The sequence below is a fragment of the Nocardia sp. NPDC003693 genome, assembly GCF_053981095.1.
In genome coordinates, this window is sequence record NZ_JBSFNO010000006.1 from 173,962 (window position 1) to 194,284 (window position 20,323).

The following is a 20,323-nucleotide window of genomic DNA, read 5'->3' on the forward strand; positions in this document are numbered from 1 at the left end:
GGTCCCGAACATCGGCGATCCGCCGCATGGGAGGCTTAAGCTGAATAGGCCCAGCACACACCGCGAACCAGGGAGTCACGCTGTCCACCCAAAGAGCAGTCGACGCCGGTACCCGAACCGACGGCGCCTCCCCTCGGCCGGGGCGCGAGGACGGCCGCAAAAGGCGCTGGCAGCAACACAAGATCGACCGCCGGGAAGAACTCGTCGACGGCACGCTCGCGGCCATCCGCAAACGCGGCGGCGACGCGGGCATGGACGAGATCGCCGCCGAGATCGGCGTCTCCAAGACCGTCCTGTACCGGTACTTCTCCGACAAACAGGATCTGACCCGCGCCACCATGGAACGGTTCATCGAGACCACGCTCATGCCGCGCATCTACGGCGCGATCAGCGACGACCTCGACGAGTACCAGCTGGTGCGCAACACCCTCGCCGCCTACGTGCACACGGTCGACGAGGACACCGACGTCTATCGCTTCATCATGGGCAACGGGTCCTCCACCGACACCTCGACCCTGGCCGACTTCGAGAAGCTGTTCGCGCAGGTCGTCTCTGCGGTCATCATCGACAAGGCATTCGATCGCGGCGTCCGGACCGAAGGCGCCATGCTGTGGGCCTACGTCCTGGTCGGCGGCGTGCAGCTGGCCACCGACTGGTGGATCACCAACCGCACGATGTCGAGCGAGGAGATGCTGGACTACCTGACCATGATGGCGTGGAGCGCCGTCGAGGGCATGGTGCGGTCGGGCGGCGATCGGCAGTGGTTCAACTCCCGCCAGCACGTCTTGCCAGATCCGGAGAACAAGAGTGAGATCGAGGGTGCCGAGAACTGAGGCTCGCGAGCCGGCGAGCGATCGAAGTCGAGGCGACAACTGATCTCGTAAGGCGGGGGTAACTCCCGGGGTACCCCCTGAATCGGTGCGCCGCCGAACCGCAGGCACGCGTTCAGACCGTGTACGGCTCCCAGGCCGGGCGCTAAAGTCGCGGAGAGGCGGGACCGCCACCAATGGGGGCGCCGGGTCCAATGGAGGGTCACTGATGGCGAAAGAGCTGCCCACATCCAGGCTTGCGCGGGGGACGAAGCTGGGTATGGCCGTCGCCGGTAATGCCATACGCAACCAGCGGACCCGCAGGTCGATGCGCGGGCGCTCGGAGGCCGTGCGCGAGCGCATGGCCGAGGAGTCCATGATCCGGGCCACCGAGCAGATGGTCATGGTGCTGGGCACCATGAAAGGTGTGGCCATGAAGCTCGGGCAGATGCTGTCCGTGCTCGATCTGGATCTGGTGCCGCCGGAGCATCGTGAGCGTTTCCAGCGCCGGCTGGCGGTGCTGCGCGACAGCGCGCCCACGGTGTCCTTCGAGGTGATGCGCGCGGTCATCGAGGAGGATTTCGGCAAAACCCTGGAGGAGGCGTTCGCCGAGTTCGAGCCCGAGCCGATCGCCGCCGCCTCGATCGGCCAGGTGTACCGGGCGAAGCTGCACGACGGCCGCACGGTCGCGGTGAAGGTGCAGTACCCGGGGATCGACGCCGCGGTGCGCGCGGACCTGAAGAACCTGGCCATGTTCCGGCGCATCCTGCAGTCGGCGATGCCGTGGGTGACCCCGGCCGTGCTGGACGAGCTGCGCCTGAATCTGGAGAGCGAACTCGACTACGTGGCCGAGGCGACGACCCAGCAGCAGATCGCCGCCCTGTACGCCGGGCACCCGTTCATCGTGGTGCCGGACACCATGCCGGAGCTGTCCACGCAGCGGGTGCTGGTGAGCGAGTACTTCGCCGGGCGCGGGTTCGAGGAGATCCGGGCGCTGCCGGACGCCGAGCGCGATCGGATCGGCGAGATCATCTACCGCTTCTACGTCGGATCGCTGTTCACCTTCAACGAGTTCTGCGGTGACCCGCATCCGGGCAATCTGCTGCTCGGCGCGGACGGCCGGGTCGCGTTCCTGGATTTCGGGCTCTACAACCGGATGGATCCCGAACACGTGGAGTTCGAGGCCACCTGTATTCGCGCCGCGGCCGAGGATCGCGCGGAAGACCTGCGCGAGTTGATGATTCAGCGGGGCGTCATCGATTCCCCGGAGGAGATCACCGCGGAGGAATGCCTGGAGTACGTGCTGGCGGCGTGCGAGTGGGGCCTGGTGGACGAGGACATCACCATCACCCCCGAGCTGGCGTCGGGCGCGTTCGTGCTCGCGGTGGATCCGCGGGCCAGCGAGTTCTCCGGGATGAAACAGCAGAATCTGCCGCCGGAGCACCTGTTCTCGCGCCGCGCGGACTTTCTGACCTTCGGCATGCTGGGCCAGCTGGGCGCCACGGGCAATTGGCATCGTGTGTCCTGCGAGTGGATCTACGGCGAGGAGCCGGTGACCGAACTCGGTAAGGCACACCGGCAATGGCTCGCGAACCGCCCCGCGCCCGAACCCACCACCGCACCCAAGAAGAAGACCACCCGCAAACGCGCCGCCAAGGCGTGAACCCTCCAGGACGGCAGACATCATGGCAGACAGAGAATTCGACCTGGTCCTGTTCGGCGCGACCGGTTTCGTCGGCAAGCTGACCGCGGAGTACCTGATCGGCGCCGCGCCCGCCGGGGCGCGCATCGCGCTGGCCGGGCGCTCGACCGCCAAGCTCGAGGCGGTGCGGGCCGAGCTCGGGCCGCTGGCGGCGAATTGGCCGCTGGTGCAGGCGGATTCGACCGATCAGGCCAGCCTGGACGCGCTCGCGGCGCGGACGAAGGTCGTGGTGACCACGGTCGGCCCGTACCTGCGCTACGGTCTGCCGCTGGTGCGGGCGTGCGCGGAGAACGGTACGCACTACGCCGATCTCACCGGTGAGCCGCTGTTCATCCGCGAGTGCATCGACGCCTACGGCGAGCGGGCGGCCGAGACCGGCGCCAAGATCGTGAATTCCTGTGGCTACGACTCGATTCCGTCGGATCTGAGCGTGTACCAGCTGTACAAGCGCAGCGTCGCGGACACCACCGGCGAGCTCACCGATGTCACCCTGGTCGCCTGGCTCAAGGGCGGAATGAGCGGCGGCACCGTGGATTCGGGCCGCGCCATGATGGAGGCCATCGCCGCGGATCCGAAGAAGGGCGCGATCATGTCGCACCCGTACTCGCTGAGTCCGGACAAGGCGATGGAGCCCGATGTGGGCCGCCAGAGCGATCAGGCGCTCGAGCGCGCGGCCAATATCGATCCGAGCCTGAGCGGCTGGGTGGCCACCTTCATCATGGGCGCGCACAACACCAAGGTGGTGCGGCGCAGCAACGGCCTGCTGGGCTGGCCGTACGGCAAGAACTTCCGCTACCGCGAGGTCATGAGCGCGGGTTCGTCCGCGACCGCCCCGCTGGTGGCGGCCGGTATGGCGGGCGGCATCGTGGCCACGATGGCGGCGGGCGCGCTGCTGTCGCGGGTCGCGGTGGGCCGCAAGGTGATCGACCGCCTGGTGCCCAAGCCCGGTACCGGCCCGAGCGAGCAGGCCCGTCGCAACGGGTGGTTCACCATGCGCACCTTCGCCAACACCACCTCCGGCGCGAAGTACGTGTGCACCTTCGCGGGCAAGGGTGATCCCGGCTATCAGGCCACCGCGGTCATGCTGGGTCAGTCCGGCCTGGCGCTGGCCTTCGACACGCTGCCGGAGATCGCGGGCATCCTCACCCCCGCCTCGGCGATGGGCGACGCCCTGACCGATCGCCTGCGCAAGGCCGACATCACGATCGACGTCCAGCCCGCCTGACACCCGATCGCATGCGGCCGGGGGCGGATGTTCGCTCCCGGCCGATTCGTGTCGCGGCGGCTCAGTTGCCGTCGCGCAGCGAGATCAGGCCGCCGAGGGTGCCGAGGTAGGCCGCGCCGTCGGGGCCGATCGCCAGGCCGGCGTAGTTGTTGTTGTAGAGCGGCCCCGAGCCGGAGTGCCGCTGCCACACCAGGTTTCCGGTGTGGAAGTCCAGGGTGGTCCAGTACCACGGGTCGGTGGGTTCGGAGCCCTTGGTGTAGGTGTAGATCAGGCCGTTGGCCAGGGACAGTTTCGGCACCACGCTGGGGGCGGCGACGGTGGTGTTGGTCCACACCTTCGCGCAGCCCGACCCGTCGGGGGCGATGTCGATACGGGCGAAGCCGGGCGTCGTGGTACGCCCGCCCAGGGTGGCCTCCGGCCCGGTGTAGCCGTAGTTGTTCTCCACGATCAGCGAATTGCCCGCGCCGATCAGCGAATTCTCGGTGTTGCCCGCGCCGGTCTCGAACACCGGCACCGAGCACACCTCGCGCCGCGCGGCGTCGCGCGCGGTGCGGTACACGACCACGTTCATGGGGTCGGCGTTGTCGGTGATGGCCACGTACCCGCCGGGCAGGATGGTCGGCGTGGTGCCGGTGCCGTCGTCGATCTGGCCGGGCTTGTGCTGTCCGCTGTTGGCGTAGGTGACCCGCCAGGTGACCTCGGGCGCGCCGCCGGGTCCGGCGTCCAGGCGCAGCATGTCGCGATTGGTGGCGATGTACACGTCGCCGTCGGAGCCGACGGCGAAGGAGTTCTGGATCTGCCCCTCGGCGCCGTCGCCCAGCCGGATCACCTGTATCGCACCGGTTTCCGGGTCGATGGTGCCGACGACGCCGTTGCTCTTGGCGACGAACCACAGCCTGCCCTCGGAGTCCGGCAGGACCGAGTTCAGTTGCTCGCCGGGCCGCAGCACGCCGGTGAGGTCGTAGTCGTGTTCGAGGACGAAGCCGTCGGCGGTGGCGTTCTGGGCCAGCACCAGGACGTGCCCGGTGGCCGCGCCGACGATGGCGCGGTCCCGATCGTCGAGGTAGAAGTAGGCCCCGCCGCCGAAGTTGGTGAAGGCGCCCGGGCGCAGCAGGGCCCCGGGTTCGCGCCCGGGCAGGGGGTACCGGCCCAGGACCCGCATGCCGGCGGGATCGATCAGGTAGACACCGGGATTCAGGCCCGGGCAGGTGGCGACGATGCGGCCGGCGCGGTCGAAGGCGAGCGATCCGCATTCGCTGCCGAGCAGGAGCGAGTCCACCCGGGTGTCGTGCCCGAGCGGGCCGGAACGGGTGTAGGTGTCGCTCATCCAGCCGTCGTTGTGGATGCCGGAGTCGCCGGTGGCCGCGAGCCCGGGGTGGCGCGGCACCGGCGGCACCCCGTCGACCGGGCGGGGTGTGGCGGGCGCGCCCAGGAATTCCGGTGCGCCGCCGGGCACGCTGGGAATCGGTGCGGCCGTGCCGATTCCGGGGACGCCGAGCGGTCCGATCAGCGCCGCGCCGCAGGCGAGCGCGATCGCCGCCGTGTTCCTGGCTCCGAGCATCGGACCGTACCTCCGGGGGGTTGCGCCTGCGGCGCGCCGCACCTCCGGGGTGCGTTCGCGCGAACTGATCGATCGACCGGTATCGGATGATCGCACACCGCGGGGCCGGGCCCTACCGTGCCGTACGTCACAGTAAGCCCCCTTACACGAGGGCTCACACCCACCCTGACCCTCCGGTAAGGTCGCCAACGGGACGGAGGGTCGGACCGCAGAAAGGGGGACGCCCGATATGTCCGCTCAGGACATCGGGTCAGACTCGCTCGGCCTCGCCGCCACCGGGGGCAGGCCACGGTGAAATGGATGCTGACCCCGGACGAATTCGCGCTGGTCTGGACCCGTGAAACCCATCTGGAGCGCCGCCCGTACCCGCTCGACACCCTGCCCGCTCGTGCCGAGAATCCCACCGCCGCACCGCGTTTGCGGCACCAGTACCTGCACCGCACCGATCCGGAGCTGACCGCCGCGCTCATGCTCTGCGCGCGCACCGACCACACCACCGTCACCCTGTACGGCGAACGCACCGGCGGCCCCGACCCGCGCCGCATACTCGCCTTCGCCGCGGTCGCACAGCAGCGCGCGGGCATCCTGGTCGCCCTGCCGGACGCGGTGTCGGTGCAGATCTGCCCGGCCGATCAACTGGGCCGGGAGCTGGTGGAGATCATCGGCTCGGCCCCGCCCGGCACCCTGGCCACGATGCGCGAACCGCAGAACGCGGTGCTGCGCCCCGACGGGTCGGCCCCGAGTGACGTGGGCGGCGACGACTTCCGCCGCAAACTCCGGGAGCCGGTGGACGGGCGCGGGTTCATCACCGTCTCGGTGGAACCCGCGAATCCGTTCTCCCCGCCCACCAAACATCGCACCTGGCTCGACTTCTCCGGCGACGGCCGCTATCTGCTGACCACCGCCACCGATCTGACGCTGACCCCCATCTCGGATGAAGAACTCGCCGAGCACCTGGGACGGCTGGCCCGGGTTTGATTCGGCGCGTTGCCGACACGAACCCGCGTCGCGTGTTACGCATGAGGGATGGCGAAGGCGACATCCTGGGCTAAACCGGTCAGCAAGGCGCTGCGCGCGGCCGGTGTGCGAGTCAGCGATATTCAGACGGCCGCGACCCCGGGCTTCAAGGGCGACAAGAAGGCCGGGGAGCAGCTGCTCGCCGAGCGCACCGCGGTGCTGTCCGACCTGCAGGAACGCCTGTACGCCAACGGCAGGCACGGCGAGACGCGCAGCGTGCTGCTGGTGCTGCAGGGCATGGACACCGCGGGCAAGGGCGGCATCGTGCGGCACGTGATCGGCTCGGTCGATCCGCAGGGCGTGCAACTGGCCGCCTTCGGGGTGCCGACGCCCGAGGAGAAGAAGCATCACTTCCTGTGGCGGATCCGCAAGGAGCTGCCCCGCGGCGGCCGCATCGGCGTCTTCGATCGCTCGCACTACGAGGACGTACTGGTGGTGCGCGTGCACGATCTGGTGCCGCCGGACGTGTGGGGCAAGCGCTACGACGAGATCAACAAGTTCGAGCGCAAGCTCGTCGACGACGGCACCGTCATCGTCAAGGTCGCCATGTTCGTCTCGCTGGACGAGCAGAAGAAGCGGCTCATGCAGCGGCTCGAACGGCCCGACAAGTACTGGAAGTACAGCGTCAACGACGTCACCGAGCGCGGCTACTGGCCGCAGTACCAGGAGGCGTACCAGGCGATGCTGGATCGCACCGACACCGATTACGCGCCGTGGCACGTGCTTCCGTGTGATCACAAGTGGTACGCCCGGCTCGCGGTCACCGAGTTGCTCATCGACGCGCTGCAGGGCCTGAAGCTGGAGTGGCCGCCGGCGACCTTCGACATCGAGGAACAGAAGCGGCTGCTCGCGAAGGCGTGAGCGCCCGCCCCCGAGTGATTTTTCTCCCGCGGAACGGCCCTTTTCCGAGGCCCGCCCGGCTTCACCAGGAATCTCTCAGGTTTGCGGGCGAAGATGGGCCCGCAGAGTCGTGACTATGGAAGGCGTGTGAGGGCACAGGTGAGCAAGAAACCGGCTGATCGTAAGAATCCGCTCGCCGATGCGCAGCGGTCCGAGCGCAATCGCAAGATCATGATCCAGGTCGGCGTCGCCGCGGTGCTGGTCGGCCTGGTCGCCGCCATCGGCATCGGCCTGGCCATGCGCGATTCCAAGGACGGCTCGGATTTCAATCCCGTGGTCACCCACGACGCCGCCGCGGGCGCGGTGCCGCCGAATGTCACCGAGGGCGGCGCGATCCGGATCGGCAACGCCGATGCCAAGGCGAAGATCCAGATCGTGGCCGATCTGCAGTGCCCCGCCTGCAAGGGTTTCGAGCAGGCCAACGGGAGCGTGCTCGACGACGCGCTGGCGAGCGGTGACGCCCGGATCGAGTACAGCATCATCTCGTTCCTGGATCGCGCCTCGCAGGGCAACCAGTACTCCACCCGCGCCGCGAACGCCGCCTACGTGGTCGCCGCCTCCGATACGGCCAAGTTCCAGAAGTGGCTCGAACTCATGTTCGCCAAGCAGCCCGCGGAGGGCGCGAACGGCATGACCGACGACCAGCTCATCGCCATCGCGACCGAGGCCGGATACACCGATCCCGCTGTGGCGCAGGGCATCAAGGACGGCAAGTACATCTCGTACGTCAAGGACGAGACCAAGGCCGTCTTCGACACCGGCCTGGAGTCCACCCCGACCGTGTACGTGAACGGCAAGAAGGTGAATCCGCAGTCGCTGAAGTCGGAGATAGAGGCCGCGGCCAAGTGATGATCTCCGCTCCACCCCGGTCCGCCTGGCCGCTGCTGCTGGGCGGGCTGATCGGCTGGGGTGCGTCGGTGACGCTGCTGGTCGAGAAGTTCAAGCTGTTCACCGATTCGACCTACGTCCCCTCCTGCAACATCGATCAGGTGGTGGCCTGCACCGCGGTCATGCAGTCGGAGCAGGCCGCGGCGTTCGGTTTCCCGAATCCGATCATCGGTGTCGTCGGCTTCTCGGTGGTGGTCACCCTGGGCGTGCTGGCGGTGGCCGGTATCGGCTTCCCGCGGTGGATCTGGGGCGGGCTGTGGACCGGGCTGCTGGCCGGGATGGGCTTCATCTGCTGGCTCATCTATTCGGCGGTGTTCGAGATTCGCGCGCTGTGCCCGTGGTGCATGGTCGTGTGGGCGGTGACGCCGATGCTGCTGGTCATCGTGACCGGGCAGATCTGGGGTAAGGCCCGCGGTCTGCTACAGGTCGTGGTCGAGTGGCGCTGGACCGTGGCTGCCATCTACTACGCGGTGGTGATCCTCATCGTGTACATCCAATTCCAGGACCACTGGCGGGATCTGTTCTCCAACTAGCCCGATCCTGTTCCCGGCCCGCTCAATTCGGCGGGCCGGCGGTGAGTTTCACGCTCACCGTACGGGTTCCGCCCCCGGGTGCGACGAGGTCGAGCCGCACGGTGTCCTCGGGTTTGCGCAGGTTCAGCGCGGCCTTGAGGTCCCGCGTACCACCCACCGGCTGCCCGTCGACGGCGGTGATGATCTCCCCCTCGGTGAGCCCGGCCGCGTAGGCGGGCAGACCGTAGACGGCCACGTCGATCTGCGCCCCGGCCGTCCCGCGGGCGTCGGAGGTGATGATCCCGAGGGTCGCGGTGGGCCCGACGTGCACGGTGTCCGTCGGTGTGCCGGAACGGATCTGGCGCACGATCGCCATGGCCGCGTCGATCGGGACCGCGTAGCCGTTGGCCTGCCCGAGGGCCTTGCGTACCTCCCCGGAGGCGGCGGTGACCACCCCGACCACCGCGCCGTGCCGGTCCACGAGCGCGCCGCCGGACTGCCCGGCGCTGACCTCGGCGGCCACTTCGATCAAGCCGTGCAACGACTTCCGGGACAGATCCGCCGAATTGCGGGCCACGATGGCGCTGTCCAGACCGGTGACGGGACCGCCGACCGCGGTGGGCGAGCCGGTGCCGCCCGCGTTGCCGATGGCGAGCAGTTCGTCCCCGACGCGCACGCCGGCCGAACTGCCGAGCCGGGCCACGGGAAGCCCGCTCGCACCGGACAATTCGAGGAGCGCGATATCGGACCCGGAGTCGTAGCCGAGCACCACGGCCGGGTACACGGCGCCGTTGCCGATGTCGGCGACGGTCACCGTGTCGGCGCCCTTGATGACGTGGTGGCTGGTGAGCACCTGTCCCTCGGCGGTGAGCACGATGCCGGATCCGGCCGCGCCGAGCCCGTACGGGCGCAGGCCGGCGGTGATGTTCACCAGGGCCGGTTCGACGATGTTCGAGACGTGTTCGGCGTCCAGGGGCGGCAGCGGCGGGCCGAGCAGGGTGGCCGTGACGGAGTCCGCGCGCAGCGGCCAGTGCGTGAATCCGCCGTTGTAGCCGAGGAATGCGGTGAAGCCCAGGATGGCCGCCAGCAGCAGCGCGAGGGCGCGGCCGCCGCCTTCGCCGGGGCCCCGGGCGGGATGGGGGCCCGGCGCGCCGGTTCGAGACATGTCGTCGTACATTCCCGCTCCCGACTGCCTTGGGCACCCGGCCCCGCGGCCGTGGGCTTTTCATGCACCTTCTGGTGTACCAGTTCCGGGGTCGGAGCGCGTTGCAATGATCGTTCCGCGGCGCCGTTCCGGTCCGCCGTCGCAGGTCCGGGACCCGGGTCCCGCGTTAGCCGTGGCCGACGGCCGCCACCGCGAGCATGAACCCCACCCCGGCCAGGGTGCACAGCAGCGGGGCCTTGGACGGCTTGCCCGCGTGCGCCTCCGGCAGGATGTCGGCGGTGGCGAGGTAGAGCAGGAAGCCCGCGAAGTAGCCCAGGTACATGCCCACGAATTCGGCCGGGACGCGCACGAAGGTACCGACGATCGCGCCCAGCACGGGGGCGATCGCGTCGGCGGCCAGCATGTAGTAGCCGCGCCGGCGGGCGTTTCCGTACAGCGTGGTGAGGGTGAAGGTGTTGAAGCCGTCGGCGAAGTCGTGGCAGATGACCGCGAGCGCGACGGCCGCGCCCACCGCGGCGCCGGCCTGGAATCCGATGCCGATGCTGAAGCCGTCGAGGAAGCTGTGGAACACCAGCCCGCCGGCGGCGACCAGGCCGACCGAGGCGAAATCGTGGTGGTGCGCGCCGAATTCGTCCTCGTGCCCGGTGTGCAGCGCGACGGCCTGTTCCAGGATGTGCACGGTGAAGAAGCCGACCACCGCGGCGAGCAGCGGCACCGGGATGCCGAGGGCCTCGCGGGTGTCCTGTTCCAGGGCCTCGGGCAGCAGGTCGAAGGCGACGACGCCGAGCATGACCCCGGCGGCCAGGCCGAGGACGAGGCGTTTGCGCTCCCCGATGCGGTCGGCCGCGAGCCCGCCGAGGAAGGTCGAGAGCATCGACACCAGGGACAGCAGAATCGCCATTCGCCCAGCATGGGCGATAGCCGTCGGCTCTCGGTCCGCGCCGCGCCGGATGGGACATTCCGGACGAATCCTGGTGATTGACGGCGTGCACAGGTAGGCATGTATCCATGAGCACCGCTGCCGCCTACGCCGTCTCCGCCCCCGATGGCCGATTCGAGAAGCTGACCATCGAACGCCGCGAGCTCGGACCCCACGATGTCCTGATCGACGTGAAGTTCGCGGGCATCTGCCACTCCGACATCCACACCGCCCGTGACGAATGGGGTGGCGCGCGGTACCCGTGCGTGCCCGGACACGAGATCGCCGGGCTGGTCGCCGGGGTCGGGTCGGCGGTCACCAAATATCAGGTGGGCGATCGGGTCGGCGTGGGCTGCATGGTCGATTCCTGCGGGAAGTGCGAACCGTGCCTGGCCGGCGAGGAGCAGTACTGCATCCCCGGCGCGACCATGACCTACAACACCGGGGTCGCGCCCGAGATCCAGCCCGGCGGCTACACCATGGGCGGGTACTCCACGCGGATCGTGGTGACCGAGAGCTTCGTGGTCGGCATCCCGGAGGGCATCGGCCTCGATGTCGCCGCACCGCTGCTGTGCGCGGGCGTCACGCTGTTCTCGCCGCTGCGGCACTGGAACGCGGGCCCGGGCAAGCGGGTCGCCATCATCGGGATGGGCGGGCTCGGGCACGTGGGTGTGAAGATCGCCGCGGCCATGGGCGCGGAGGTGACCGTGCTCTCGCACTCGCTGAGCAAGCAGGAGGACGGCAAGAAGTTCGGTGCGCACCACTACTACGCGACAAGTGAACGCGAGACCTTCCGCGGGCTGCGCGGGCGCTTCGACCTGATCCTGAACACGGTGTCGGCCGATCTGCCCATCGACAACTACCTCAAACTGCTGGCGCTGGACGGCACGCTGGTGATCCTGGGCCTGCCCGAGAACCCGCTGGCGGTCAAGCCTTTCACCATCGCCGGGTACCGGCGGTCGCTGGCCGGATCCATGATCGGCGGCATCGCGCAGACCCAGGAGATGCTGAACTTCTGCGCCGAGCACGGCATCGGCGCGGAGATCGAGGTCATCTCGGCCGATCGCATCGACGAGGCGTACGACCGGGTGGTGGCCAGTGACGTGCGGTACCGCTTCGTGATCGACGCGGCGACCATCTAGCGAACACCGGGTACGCGCGGTCGGGGCGCGCGAGAACACGCCGCTCCCACCGCGATCCGCCCGGCGCGATTACCTTTGCGGGTGTGTCCGAGGAACAGGATGACCGGCCGGACGACACATCGGACCGGCGTGATGTCTCGACCATGATCCCGCCGTGGCTGCCGCAGGCGTATCTGCTGGCGGCAGCCATCGTGGCCGGGGTCGTGGTCAGCTTCTGGGCGCTGCAGAAGCTGCAGGGCCTGATCACGGTCCTGGTGGTGTCGCTGTTCCTGGCGTTCGCCATCGAGCCGGCGGTGAACTGGCTGGCCGCGCGCGGCTGGAAGCGGGCGCCGGCCACGGGGCTGGTCTTCGTGTCGGTGCTGGTGGTGCTGGTCGGATTCGTCTGGACCATGGGCGAACTCGTGGTCGATCAGGTCAGCGCGCTGGTGGAGAACGCGCCGCAGTACGCCCAGAATCTCGTGGATTGGGTGAATTCCACCTTCAATCAGGATCTTTCGGGCGACGACATCACCCGGTGGGCCACCGAGGCGAGCTCCTCGCTGGAGTCGTATTTCCTCGGGCTGGCCGGTGACGTGTGGGGCATCGGCACCACCGCCCTCGGGGTGCTGTTCCAATCCCTGGGCGTGCTGCTGTTCACCTACTACTTCGCCGCCGACGGGCCGCGGTTCCGGAACGCGGTGTGTTCGGTGCTCACCCCGAATCGGCAGAAGCACGTGCTGCGGGCCTGGGATATCGCGGTCGAGAAAACCGGTGGCTACCTGTATTCGCGGGCGCTGCTCGCGCTGTGCTCGACGCTGGCCCACTACGCGGCCATGCGGGTGCTCGGCATTCCGTCGGCGTTCGCGCTGGCGCTGTGGGTGGGGGTCGTCTCGCAGTTCATTCCGACCGTGGGCACCTATCTCGCGGGTGCGCTGCCGGTGATCGTGGCGCTGGCGCAGGAACCGCGCACCGCGCTGTGGATTCTCGGGTTCATCGTGCTCTACCAGCAGTTCGAGAACTATGTGCTGCAGCCGCGCATCACCGCGACCACCCTCGACATGCACCCGGCGGTGGCCTTCGGGGCGGTGCTGGGCGGGGCGGCGCTGTTCGGGGCGACGGGGGCGCTGCTGGCCATACCCGTGACGGCGACCGGGCAGGCGTTCATCGGCGCGTACATCCGGCGGTACGACGTCGAGGCGCCGGCGGAGCCGAAACAGCCGCGGCGGAAACGGAAGTCGCTGCGCGAGCGCATCGCTCCGGCCAAACCCGAACCCACGCCGGAGGAGTGACGCCGGCGAGTGTCGGCGCGGACACACTTCCAGTGTCTATCCGCGGACAGAGAATATCGCCGCCGATCCGCACCATTGCTGTCAACGGGAAACACCTCCCGGGACACCGCAACAGGAGCAGATCCCCATGAACCTCATCGCCGAGCGCATCGCCTCCGCGGCGGCCGCGGCCCTGTTCATCCTTCCGGTCGGCGCGGGCGTCGCCACCGCCGCGCCCGATCGGCCGGGCGGCATCACGAGCGCGAGCAACGACCGCGGCTACGAGTGGTACTGCGACCGCAACAGCCGCGGCTGGGACTGGGACTACTGCTGGAGCCACTACAAGGATCGCTGGCAGCGCGAGCACAACAACGGCGGCGACAAGGGTGACCACCGCGGCGGCGGAAACGGCAACGGGGGCAACGGCGGTCGCGGCTGGTAGCTCGTGACCGGCGGGACCGCCCCGCGCGAGGTTGAACCCGCCGCGCGACTTCGCCGTATCCACTCTCGACGCCCGCGTCGCGGGGCCCCCGAGCGGGTGACCTCGACCGACACCTCGGCGTACTGTTGCCTCACGGTGCCGCGCGGGAGTACGGGGAGGTGGGTGCCGGATGCGATTGCGACCCGGTGCGATGTTCGCGGGCTACACCATCGAAAGGCCGTTGGGGGCGGGCGGAATGGGCGTGGTCTACCTGGCCCGCCATCCGCGCCTGCAACGGTCGGTGGCGCTCAAGGTGCTCAACGACGCCTTCGCGCACGATGCGAAGGCCCGTGCGCGCTTCGAGCGCGAGGCGGCGCTCATCACCGCCCTGGATCACCCCAACATCGTGCCCATCTACGACCGCAATTCGCCCGAGGACGACGTCCTCTGGATCTCCATGAAGTTCGTCGAGGGCGGCGACGCGGCGGCGGTGCTCGCCCACGCGGGCGGCCGCGTCACCCCCGAACGCGCCGTGCGCATGATCGGCGACGCGGGCCGCGCGCTGGATCACGCGCACCGGCACGGCGTCCTGCACCGCGATGTGAAACCGGCCAACCTGCTGGTGGAACGCGATTCGGGCGCGTTCGAGCGCACCATGGTCACCGACTTCGGAATCGCCCGCAGCGTGGAGGATTCCGAGACGGGGTCCCGCGTGAGCGCCACCCTGGCGTACACCGCGCCCGAACGTTTCGGCGGCGGTCCCGTCGACCATCGGGCCGACCTCTACTCGCTCGGCTGCACCCTGTTCAAACTTCTGACCGGTGAACCCCCGTTTCCCCGTTCGGACGACGCCGCGGTGATAGCCGCGCACCTGCACGCACCCCTCCCCCGCCCCACGGCCACCGACCCCGGGCTGCCCGCCGGCCTGGATCTCGTGCTGGCCCGGGTCCTGGCGAAGGACCCCCGCGACCGCTACCCCGACTGCGAGTCCTTCGCCGCCGCGGCCCGCGAGGCCGTGGATCGCTCCGGCGAGACGGTGGTCGGCCGCTACCTCCCCGACCACACCCCCGCCACACCCCACCGGGTCTGGCTCGGCGAGGATGCCGAGACCGCCGCCGCGCCGGGCACGCCCACGAGTTCCGCCGCCGCCCCGGGCACACCCACGAGTTCCGCAGCGGCCGAGGACTTCTCGCAACGGCAGCCGGGTCACCCCATCCACGACACGGGCGGCGTCACACGCCCCTACATCGGAGAAGACTCGGGAAGCGCCCGCAATCCAACGGGTTCCGTTGCGGGAATCGATGATTCAACCGCCGGATACGACCGGGGAGAGAACTCCACTACCGGAACGGCAGCCTCACCACACCCGCATTCCGATCACGCCTCGGGCCGTGCCACCGACGCGGCCGCGGCCGAAAGCGATGCGGGAAAGGATCTTCGAGGCCGAGATGGACATACCTCACCCGTCTCGATGCCGAGCGGACGCTCGCACTTCGGGGACTCGCCTCCCAGTTTCGCCCGCGGAGTGGGCGAGGGGGTGTCCGGCAGCACGGGACCCACTCCGGCGGACGGCGGCGCGCATCCCGGAGCCGGTCGCGGTGGGGACGCGATTCGGGGCGACCTCGCACCGGGAGATCACGAACACGGTGGTCCCGAGGCCGGCAGTGGTGGCGGACGGGATGGTTCGGCGATCGGCCCGCGCGGAGTGCTCACCAGGAGGCAGGCCCTGTTGGGCGGGGTGGGTGTAGCGGTCGGCGCGGCCGCCGTGGCGGCGGGGTTCACCGTATTCGGTTCGCGGAGTTCGGATCCCGTGCCGACCGAAGCAAACCCGGTCGGGGTGGGCGAGCCGGAGCGGCTCGCGCTGCCGTCGCAGGTGCTGGCGCTGGCGTTCAACCCGAACGGGTCGACGCTCGCGGTGGGGTGCAAGGACAACTCCACCCGGCTGCTGGACGTCGCGACACGGCAGCAGAGCGTCAATCCGCTGACCGGGCACAGCAATTCGATTCGCGGGGTGGCGTTCAGTCCCGACGGCTCGCAGCTGCTCACCGGCAGCGAGGACGGCTCGGCGCGGCTGTGGAACGCGAACACCCGTCAGCCGATCGGCGGCGCGCTGACCGGTCACACGAACGCCCTGCGCGGCGTGGCCTTCCACCCCGGCGGCACCCTCATGGCCACCGGCGGCGACGACGGCACCGCCCAGATCTGGGCGGTCAACACCCGCCAGCCGGTGGGAGCCCCGCTGACCGGCCACACCGGATCCGTTCGCGCCCTGGCCTTCCACCCCGCGGGCCGCCTGATCGCGACCGGCAGCGCCGACGGCACCGCCCGCTTCTGGACGATAGGCACCGGCGCCCTTTCCCGCGATCCCCTGACCGGCCACAACGGTTCGATCCGAACCCTGGCCTGCTCCCCCGACGGCTCCCTACTGGCCACCGCGGGCGACGACGTGGCGATCCGCCTGTGGGACTTCACCTCCCGTCAACTGGCCGGCGAGCCCCTGAGCGGCCACGCCGAACCGGTCCTGGCGATAGCCTTCACCCCCGACGGCACCCTCCTGGCGAGCGGGAGCCGAGACGGCACGATCCGCCTCTGGGACCTGAAGTCCCGCCGCCCCCTGGGCAATCCCCTGACCGGCCACACCGCCTCGGTCCACGCCCTGACCTTCACCCCCGACGGCGCCCTCCTGGCGACCGGCAGCGCCGACAGCACGGTCCTCCTCTGGCGGGTAGCCGACCACCGCTGACACCGGCACCCGCCTCAGCGCTTGTCGCGCAACGCCTTCTTCGCGGCGGCCTGGGCCGCGTTCACCTGGCTGACGTACTTCCCCTTGGTCTGCTTGTCGACCGCGTCCCCGACCTTGTCGACCAGCGGCTCCAGCTTGTCCGCGTGCTGCCCGGCGAGCTTGGCCGCCTTGGTCGCGGCACCCTTCAGATTGTCGAACAACGCCACGTCCCACTCCCGTCTCGAAACCGATTCCGCCCCAGGTTATCCGCGGGAATACCGCCCCGGACCGAAGAGTGTCGAGCGCCACCGAGGCACGGGCAAACACCGAGCGCCAGGACCTCCGATCGGCGGCGCGGCACGCTTGCCGAACCGACCGGTAGACCCGAAACGCGAACGGCGGCAAGGTCTTCGAAGACCTTGCCGCCGTCCCACGGGTTCGCGGCGGTTCTACTCCCCGGCCGCCTCGGCCGCTTCTGCCCGGCGGCGCACGCGCCGCGCCGCGGCGACCATGTTCCGCAGGGACGGATCCAGCTGCCAGTGGTGGCGGGTCTTCAAACCGCCGTCGGGGTTCGCCCAGAGGCGTTGGGGGGTAACCGCTTCCGCGGCGGCGGTCAGGGCCTCGTCGAGCTCGTCGATGTCCGGGATACGGGCCGAGCGGCTCTCGTAGACGCCGGGGCCGACGCCGTGGGTCAGGCCGTGGCCCTCGGCGCAGTCCTCCTTGAGGGAGTTCAGCACCCATTCGATGGAGCGGGTGGCCACGATCGCGGTCACGTCGGCGTCGAGCTCGTCGATCGCCTGCACCACGTCCTCGCGGCTGGAATAGCCGATGTGCGTGTGGATCTGGGTTTCGGCCTTGACCCCGGAGGTGGCGAGGCGGAACGCGGCCACCGCCCAGCGCAGGTACTCCGCCCGGCCCCGCGCACGCAGCGGCAGCAGCTCGCGGATCGACGGCTCGTCGACCTGGATGATGGCGATGCCCGCCCGTTCCAGATCCACGACCTCGTCCCGGATGGCCAGGGCCACCTGGTCCGCGGTGTCGAACAGCGGCTGGTCCTGGCGCACGAACGAGCGCGCGAGCATGGTGACCGGCCCGGTGACCATGCCCTTGACCGGCTTGTCGGTCAGCGACTGCGCGTAGGTCGACCATTCGACCGACATGGGCGCGGGCCGCGACACGTCGCCGTACACGATCGGCGGTCGCACACACCGTGATCCGTACACCTGCACCCAGCCGAAGTGGGTGGTGGCGAAGCCGTCGAGCAGCTCCGCGAAGTACTGGATCATGTCGTTGCGCTCGTGCTCACCGTGCACGAACACGTCGAGCCCGATGTCCTCCTGCAACCGGATGGTGCCCTCGATCTCGGCCTCGATCCGCTTGCGGTACTCCTCGTACGACAGTCGCCCCTGGCCCAGGTCGTAGCGCGCCTGCCGGCCCGCGTTGGTCTGCGGGAAGGAACCGAGGGTGGTGGCGGGCACCAGCGGCAGGTTCAGCTTGGCCTGCTGGGCCGCGCGCCGCACCTCGTATGGTTCGCGCTCGCGCATCTGCGGCGTCACGTTGTACACCCGCTGCCGCACCGCGTGCTTCTGCTTGAAGTGCACCGAGGTCGGCCGCTTGCGCCACTTCTCCGAGGGGCCCTCGGTGAGCGCCTTCGCGAGCGAAACCACTTCCAGCACCTTCTGTTTCGCGAAGGCGAGGCGCTCGGCGACATGCTCTTCCAGCTCGTACTCCACGAGCAGGTCGTAGGGCACGTGCAGCAGGGTCGCGCCGGTGGAGACCACCATGTCCGGGCACACCTTGGCGAGCTCGTTCAGGTATTCCAGGGTCACGCGCCGGTCCGCGCGCCACACGTTGGTGCCGCTGATGACGCCCGCGTACAGCCGCTTGCGGCCGATGCCCGGGATCTTGGCCAGGTCCTCGGGCCGGATGCGGTAGTTGGCCAGGTCGAGCCCGACGGCCTCGACCTTGGTGCGCGCCAGCGCTTCCAGCGCCTCACCGAAGTCGCCGTACTGCCCGGTGACCAGCAGCCGGGGCCGCAGCGGCGCCTTGGACAGCCGGTTGTACGCCTTCTCGAACACCTCGATGGTGGAGGGCGACCGGTCGCTGGTGAAGCACGGCTCGTCCAGCTGCACGCAGGTCGCGCCGCGCTTGGCGAGCAGTTCGAAGAGTTCCTCGTACACCGGTAGCAGCTTGTCCAGCAGCACCAGTTTGTCGAACTCGGTCTCGCCCGGCACGTGCCCGGTCTTGGACAGCAGCAGCAGCGACAGCGGCCCGAGCACGACCGGCCGCAGTTCGATGCCGGCGGCCTTGGCCCGGTCGAATTCGTCGAGCAGCGCCTCGGGGTGCAGCGAGAATTCGGTATCGGTGTCGAGTTCGGGCTGGCGGTAGTGGTACGGCGTGTTGAACAACCGCACCAGTTCCAGCGGCGGCACGTCGGGGTTGCCGCGCGCCATCAGGAAGTAGAAGTCGAGCGGGTGCAGCCCCTCGCGGTAGGGCTCGAAGCGCTTGGGCACCGCGCCGAACAGCAGGGCGTTGTCGAGGATGTGGTCGTAGAAGGAGAAGGTGTTGCCGGGCACCTGGGTGAGTCCGGTCGCGGCCAGTTCGAGGTACTGACTCTCCTGGATCTCACGTCCTACGGCGAGCAGCTCATCGCGTTCCGACGTTCCGTGCCAATAGGATTCGAGGGCACGCTTGAGTTCGCGATGCGGTCCGATACGGGGATAGCCCAGGATGCTCGATCCGAAGCCGTCGGTGACGTTGGCCATGAGCGCGCCACTCCTCCTTTAAGTCACCTGCGCGGCGCCCACCAGGAGGGGTGGACGCCGCACAGTTGCGCCCTGATGTCGGATCGACTCGCGTCGACCCGGGTGGGCCGGCCGGTGTTACCGGCCCGTATTTGCAGCCTATGCCCCTGATGGGTTCGGAAGACCCGTACCCGCGTGCCATTCAGGAGCTGTCGTTCTGATAGAACGCGAGAACCGCTCTCGCAAGTTCCGGGCAACCGCCCGGACACCGCGGAGAGGGGTGTCGCTCCCGATCGCCGGTCCGCGTGCACGACGCGGGCCGGCGCTCGGCCGAGCGGCTACTTCTTGGCCGCGGCGGGCGCGTTGTACTGGTAGAAGCCGGTGCCGGCCTTCTTGCCGAGCAGACCCGCCTCGACCATGCGCATGAGCAGCGGCGGCGCGGAGTACAGCGGCTCCTTGAACTCGGCGTACATGGAGTCGGCGATGGACTTCACGGTGTCGAGCCCGACCAGGTCGGTGAGGGCGAGCGGGCCCATCGGGTGGGCGCAGCCCAGCACCATGGCCTTGTCGACGTCTTCCTTGGTGGCGAAACCGGATTCGACCATGCGGATGGCCGAGAGCAGGTACGGCACCAGCAGCGCGTTGACCACGAAGCCCGAGCGGTCGGCCGAGCGCACAACCTGCTTGCCGAGCACGTCGGAGGCGAACTGCTCGGCGCGCGAGGTGACGGCCTCGGCGGTCTTGAGCGTGGTGATCAGCTCGACCAGCGGCAGCACCGGCACGGGGTTGAAGAAGTGCATGCCCACGACCCGCTCGGGGTTGTTGGTGGCCACGGCGATCTTCATGATCGGGATGGAGGAGGTGTTGGAGGCGAGCACGGCGTTGGGGTCGGTGACGACCTTGTCGAGCTCGGCGAAGATGGCGGTCTTCACGTCCTCGTTCTCGAGCACGGCTTCCACGACCAGCTGGCGGTCGGCGAAGTCGGCGAGGTCGGAGGTGAAGCGCAGCCGCCAGGCGGTCTGCTCCCGCTCCCGTTCGGTGATCTTGCCACTCGAGACGGCGCGATCGAGCGACCGCAGGATGCGGGCGCGACCGGCGGCGGCGAGCTCACGGGTCTGCTCGTAGACGAGGACGTCGACGTGCGCCCGGGCACACACCTCCGCGATACCCGCGCCCATCTGACCGGCACCGATGATGCCGACTCGCTGAATCTTCTCGCTCACGTCGCGCTCCGTTCCGCCTCCCCGCAACTCTTGCGGGCGGGCTATGTGCCATTGCCGGTCAGACGCCCGGACTCGCCGGGCTCTCTGTTCCTGCTGGGTGAAGGCGTCGGAATGATCCTGACCCTG

General features: G+C 69.3%; 17 protein-coding genes. 11 read left to right on the top strand and 6 right to left on the bottom strand.

Annotation, left to right across the window (positions count from 1 at the left end; genetic code table 11):
- Positions 1-80 precede the first annotated feature (80 nt).
- The 3 genes from ACWDOP_RS10285 (at position 81) to ACWDOP_RS10295 (ending at position 3,736) form a co-directional block, all read left to right on the top strand.
- On the top strand, positions 81-833 hold the full coding sequence (locus tag ACWDOP_RS10285; protein ID WP_456344840.1) for a TetR/AcrR family transcriptional regulator: 753 nt from the start codon (positions 81-83) through the stop codon (positions 831-833).
- A gap of 205 nt (positions 834-1,038) precedes the next feature.
- The gene (locus ACWDOP_RS10290) at positions 1,039-2,472 is read left to right on the top strand and encodes an ABC1 kinase family protein (RefSeq protein ID WP_454201505.1); all 1,434 of its coding nucleotides are present in this window, start codon (positions 1,039-1,041) and stop codon (positions 2,470-2,472) included.
- A gap of 22 nt (positions 2,473-2,494) precedes the next feature.
- Entirely contained in the window at positions 2,495-3,736 is a 1,242-nt protein-coding gene (locus tag ACWDOP_RS10295; protein WP_454201504.1) for a saccharopine dehydrogenase family protein, read from the top strand.
- Between the two features lie 61 nt (positions 3,737-3,797).
- On the opposite strand, the gene ACWDOP_RS10300 is transcribed toward ACWDOP_RS10295, so the two are convergent.
- Complete coding sequence (locus ACWDOP_RS10300) at positions 3,798-5,297, bottom strand: hypothetical protein (RefSeq protein ID WP_456344784.1); 1,500 nt, start codon at positions 5,295-5,297, stop codon at positions 3,798-3,800.
- A 300-nt stretch (positions 5,298-5,597) separates the two neighbouring features.
- On the opposite strand from ACWDOP_RS10300, the gene ACWDOP_RS10305 reads away from it, so the two are divergent.
- The 4 genes from ACWDOP_RS10305 to ACWDOP_RS10320 all read left to right on the top strand — a co-directional run bounded on the left by ACWDOP_RS10305 (position 5,598) and on the right by ACWDOP_RS10320 (position 8,635).
- Positions 5,598-6,275: an ESX secretion-associated protein EspG gene (locus ACWDOP_RS10305; RefSeq protein ID WP_454201502.1), complete on the top strand. Its 678-nt coding sequence runs from the start codon at positions 5,598-5,600 to the stop codon at positions 6,273-6,275.
- Between the two features lie 48 nt (positions 6,276-6,323).
- Positions 6,324-7,175 (top strand): polyphosphate kinase 2 family protein, encoded by an 852-nt coding sequence (locus ACWDOP_RS10310; protein WP_456344785.1) that lies wholly within the window; start codon positions 6,324-6,326, stop codon positions 7,173-7,175.
- Between the two features lie 138 nt (positions 7,176-7,313).
- The gene (locus tag ACWDOP_RS10315; RefSeq protein WP_456344786.1) at positions 7,314-8,063 is read left to right on the top strand and encodes a DsbA family protein; all 750 of its coding nucleotides are present in this window, start codon (positions 7,314-7,316) and stop codon (positions 8,061-8,063) included.
- Positions 8,063-8,635 (top strand): vitamin K epoxide reductase family protein, encoded by a 573-nt coding sequence (locus tag ACWDOP_RS10320; protein ID WP_456344787.1) that lies wholly within the window; start codon positions 8,063-8,065, stop codon positions 8,633-8,635. Before ACWDOP_RS10315 ends, ACWDOP_RS10320 begins: the two co-directional genes overlap by 1 nt.
- Positions 8,636-8,657: 22 nt before the next feature.
- On the opposite strand, the gene ACWDOP_RS10325 is transcribed toward ACWDOP_RS10320, so the two are convergent.
- Both ACWDOP_RS10325 and ACWDOP_RS10330 read right to left on the bottom strand, forming a co-directional pair.
- Positions 8,658-9,791, bottom strand: coding sequence for a S1C family serine protease (locus ACWDOP_RS10325; protein WP_456344788.1), 1,134 nt, complete (start codon positions 9,789-9,791; stop codon positions 8,658-8,660).
- A 154-nt stretch (positions 9,792-9,945) separates the two neighbouring features.
- Complete coding sequence (locus tag ACWDOP_RS10330) at positions 9,946-10,680, bottom strand: ZIP family metal transporter (RefSeq protein WP_454201497.1); 735 nt, start codon at positions 10,678-10,680, stop codon at positions 9,946-9,948.
- A gap of 107 nt (positions 10,681-10,787) precedes the next feature.
- On the opposite strand from ACWDOP_RS10330, the gene ACWDOP_RS10335 reads away from it, so the two are divergent.
- The 4 genes from ACWDOP_RS10335 to ACWDOP_RS10350 all read left to right on the top strand — a co-directional run bounded on the left by ACWDOP_RS10335 (position 10,788) and on the right by ACWDOP_RS10350 (position 16,251).
- Entirely contained in the window at positions 10,788-11,840 is a 1,053-nt protein-coding gene (locus tag ACWDOP_RS10335; RefSeq protein ID WP_456344789.1) for an NAD(P)-dependent alcohol dehydrogenase, read from the top strand.
- A gap of 83 nt (positions 11,841-11,923) precedes the next feature.
- Positions 11,924-13,108: an AI-2E family transporter gene (locus ACWDOP_RS10340; RefSeq protein ID WP_456344790.1), complete on the top strand. Its 1,185-nt coding sequence runs from the start codon at positions 11,924-11,926 to the stop codon at positions 13,106-13,108.
- A 127-nt stretch (positions 13,109-13,235) separates the two neighbouring features.
- Positions 13,236-13,529: a hypothetical protein gene (locus ACWDOP_RS10345; RefSeq protein ID WP_456344791.1), complete on the top strand. Its 294-nt coding sequence runs from the start codon at positions 13,236-13,238 to the stop codon at positions 13,527-13,529.
- 169 nt (positions 13,530-13,698) lie between these two features.
- Positions 13,699-16,251 (top strand): protein kinase domain-containing protein, encoded by a 2,553-nt coding sequence (locus tag ACWDOP_RS10350; RefSeq protein ID WP_456344792.1) that lies wholly within the window; start codon positions 13,699-13,701, stop codon positions 16,249-16,251.
- Positions 16,252-16,265: 14 nt separating this feature from the next.
- On the opposite strand, the gene ACWDOP_RS10355 is transcribed toward ACWDOP_RS10350, so the two are convergent.
- From ACWDOP_RS10355 to ACWDOP_RS10365, 3 genes are all read right to left on the bottom strand, one after another.
- A complete protein-coding gene (locus tag ACWDOP_RS10355) occupies positions 16,266-16,457 on the bottom strand; it encodes an antitoxin (RefSeq protein WP_454201492.1) in 192 nt (63 codons plus the stop codon).
- Positions 16,458-16,679: 222 nt separating this feature from the next.
- The gene (gene metE / locus ACWDOP_RS10360; RefSeq protein WP_456344793.1) at positions 16,680-18,995 is read right to left on the bottom strand and encodes a 5-methyltetrahydropteroyltriglutamate--homocysteine S-methyltransferase; all 2,316 of its coding nucleotides are present in this window, start codon (positions 18,993-18,995) and stop codon (positions 16,680-16,682) included.
- 317 nt (positions 18,996-19,312) lie between these two features.
- The gene (locus ACWDOP_RS10365) at positions 19,313-20,197 is read right to left on the bottom strand and encodes a 3-hydroxybutyryl-CoA dehydrogenase (RefSeq protein ID WP_454201490.1); all 885 of its coding nucleotides are present in this window, start codon (positions 20,195-20,197) and stop codon (positions 19,313-19,315) included.
- Positions 20,198-20,323: the final 126 nt, after the last annotated feature.

Coding starts and splice junctions, on each gene's coding strand:
- ACWDOP_RS10300 (WP_456344784.1), bottom strand. CDS start 5,297: ATGCTCGGAGCCAGGAACACGGCGGCGATCGCGCTCGCCTGCGGCGCG.
- ACWDOP_RS10330 (WP_454201497.1), bottom strand. CDS start 10,680: ATGGCGATTCTGCTGTCCCTGGTGTCGATGCTCTCGACCTTCCTCGGC.
- ACWDOP_RS10335 (WP_456344789.1), top strand. CDS start 10,788: ATGAGCACCGCTGCCGCCTACGCCGTCTCCGCCCCCGATGGCCGATTC.
- ACWDOP_RS10320 (WP_456344787.1), top strand. CDS start 8,063: ATGATCTCCGCTCCACCCCGGTCCGCCTGGCCGCTGCTGCTGGGCGGG.
- metE (WP_456344793.1), bottom strand. CDS start 18,995: ATGGCCAACGTCACCGACGGCTTCGGATCGAGCATCCTGGGCTATCCC.
- ACWDOP_RS10310 (WP_456344785.1), top strand. CDS start 6,324: ATGGCGAAGGCGACATCCTGGGCTAAACCGGTCAGCAAGGCGCTGCGC.
- ACWDOP_RS10350 (WP_456344792.1), top strand. CDS start 13,699: ATGCGATTGCGACCCGGTGCGATGTTCGCGGGCTACACCATCGAAAGG.
- ACWDOP_RS10345 (WP_456344791.1), top strand. CDS start 13,236: ATGAACCTCATCGCCGAGCGCATCGCCTCCGCGGCGGCCGCGGCCCTG.
- ACWDOP_RS10325 (WP_456344788.1), bottom strand. CDS start 9,791: ATGTACGACGACATGTCTCGAACCGGCGCGCCGGGCCCCCATCCCGCC.
- ACWDOP_RS10295 (WP_454201504.1), top strand. CDS start 2,495: ATGGCAGACAGAGAATTCGACCTGGTCCTGTTCGGCGCGACCGGTTTC.
- ACWDOP_RS10290 (WP_454201505.1), top strand. CDS start 1,039: ATGGCGAAAGAGCTGCCCACATCCAGGCTTGCGCGGGGGACGAAGCTG.
- ACWDOP_RS10305 (WP_454201502.1), top strand. CDS start 5,598: ATGCTGACCCCGGACGAATTCGCGCTGGTCTGGACCCGTGAAACCCAT.